At 57.2% G+C, this 2356-nt stretch carries 1 protein-coding gene; it reads left to right on the plus strand.

Annotated features, from left to right (window positions below; genetic code table 11):
- Positions 1–256 precede the first annotated feature (256 nt).
- The gene (gene pgm / locus BMY49_RS16955; RefSeq protein ID WP_062363697.1) at positions 257–1849 is read left to right on the plus strand and encodes a phosphoglucomutase (alpha-D-glucose-1,6-bisphosphate-dependent); all 1593 of its coding nucleotides are present in this window, start codon (positions 257–259) and stop codon (positions 1847–1849) included.
- Positions 1850–2356: the final 507 nt, after the last annotated feature.

Genomic DNA, 2356 nt, shown 5'->3' on the forward strand with positions numbered 1-2356 from the left:
CGTTCTATGGCGAGGCTTCATTCGCTTAGCAGATCTTGTTGCTGGATTCCAAGCTGCCAATCCAGATGCATCATCGACTTGTGGGTAATTGCAAGGTTATTGGACCGCTTACTGAAAATGTGGCCGCTCTGACTTGACCAGAACAAAGTGTGGGTTAGTCTTGAATTGTTTTTATTCATGAGTCATGTCGTCATGTTGAAAGGTGCGCGTTGGATAACGCACAACAGGAGTGGCGATTCACGCAAGGGAGAAGCAGATGGACGCCATTATCCAGGCATTTCATGAGCAAACGCCGAATGCCAGTGTCGTGAAGGAACGCATCGCCTTTGGTACGTCTGGCCACCGTGGCCGCGCCACCGAGCGTACGTTCAACGCGGCACATATCATCGCGATTACCCAGGCGGTGGTGGACTACCGCAAGGAAGAGAACTATCAGGGGCCGCTGTTTCTGGGCGTAGATACCCACGCACTTTCACGCCCCGCTTGGGAGTGTGCGCTGCGTGTGCTGGTGGCCAACCAGGTGCCGGTGTTGGTTGAGAAGGGGCATGGTTATACGGCAACCCCGCTGGTCAGCCAGGCCATCATCCATTACAACACTCAGCACCCGCTGGGTGACCCTGCTGCCAAGGCCGATGGGTTGATCATCACGCCTTCGCACAATCCGCCGGAAGATGGCGGCATCAAGTACAACCTGTACCACGGTGGCCCCGCCGATACCGAAGCGACCCGCTGGATCGAACTGCGTGCCAATGCCTACCTGCTGTGCCAACTGAGCGATATTGCTCTGGTGTCGTTGGAAGAGGCGCTGGCCCAGGTGCAGGAGTATGACTTCACCGCGCATTATGTAGCGCAGTTGGGCAGCGTGGTGGATATGGCGGCGATTCAAAAAGCTAACTTAACTCTGGGCGTGGACCCCATGGGTGGCACGGCGTTGCCGGTGTGGCAGGCGATTGGTGAGCATTTCGGCCTGCACCTGGAAGTCGTGAACACCACTATTGATGCCAGCTTCAGCTTTATGCCGCCCGATCACGATGGCAAGATCCGCATGGACTGCTCCAGCGCGGATGCCATGTTGAATCTGCTGAAGATTAAAGACCGCTTCGATATCGCCTTTGGCAACGACCCGGACGCCGACCGCCACGGCATTGTGGATGCCAACGGGTTGATGAATCCGAACCACTTTTTAGCGGTGTGTGTGGATTACCTGATTAGCCATCGCCCGCAGTGGAGCGATTCGCTGAAAATCGGTAAAACGCTGGTCTCTTCTTCGATGATCGACCGCGTTGTGGCTTCGCACAACCGTGAGCTGTTTGAAGTGCCGGTTGGCTTCAAGTGGTTCGTGGATGGCCTGCATGAAGGCTGGTTAGCCTTTGGTGGTGAAGAGAGCGCTGGCGCGAGCCTACTTACCCAAGAAGGGAAAGCGTGGTCTACCGATAAAGACGGTATCGCGCTGTGCTTGCTGGCCGCTGAGATTATGGCCGTTACCGGCAAAACGCCCAGTGAGTATTACCAAACCCTCACCGAACGCTTTGGCGAGCCGTTCTATAAACGGGTTGATACCGCCTGCAGCGCAGAAGAGAAAGCCGCATTTAAAAACCTCACCGCCGATAGCATCACCGACACCACCTTGGCAGGCGACCCCATCACCGCCGTATTGGTCAAAGCACCGGGTAACCAAGCCGCCATTGGTGGTTTGAAAGTCACCACCGAAAACGGCTGGTTCGCGGCACGCCCTAGTGGCACGGAATCGCTCTACAAAGTGTACGCCGAAAGCTTCAAAGGCCCACAGCATTTGGATGAGTTGATCGAAAGCGCCACCGCGCTTTTATCAGGCGTATTGAAAGGGTAAGTAGTTCACGTAGCGCGGCGTAAGCGGAGCGCACCCGCGAAGCACTCCGTCAGGAGTGCCGATGGTGGCACCCAGGTATGATCACTCACGGTGCCTTCATCCAGGCGGCTACCCGCCGCCTTCGCGGGTGCCTCTTTCGCTCGTTGCTCTCGCTCTTTCGTTACGCCGCGCTACGGGGATGTGCAGACACTCGTAGCGCGTGGTAAGCGGAGCGCACCCGCGAAGCACTCCGCCAGGAGTGCCGATGGTGGTACCTAGGTATGATCATTCACGGTGGCTTCATCCAGGCGGCTACTCGCCGCCTTCGCGGGTGCCTCATTTGCTCGTCCCTCGCAAGATTCGTTACGCCGCGCTACGGGTATGTGCAGTTGCCCAGTGTTGGTAGGTTTTACGGCACTTGAGGTGGGCACCCGTAGCGCGGCGTAAGCGGAGCGCACCCGCGAAGCACTCCGCCAGGAGTGCCGATCTTGGCACTGAGTTGTGATCATTCACGGCGGCTTCATCCAG

The sequence above is a fragment of the Vreelandella aquamarina genome (genome assembly GCF_900110265.1).
Taxonomy (GTDB): Bacteria; Pseudomonadota; Gammaproteobacteria; order Pseudomonadales; family Halomonadaceae; genus Vreelandella; species Vreelandella aquamarina.

Bases quoted from the DNA above. Each gene is read 5' to 3' on its own strand.
- pgm (WP_062363697.1), top strand. From the start codon at position 257: ATGGACGCCATTATCCAGGCATTTCATGAGCAAACGCCGAATGCCAGT.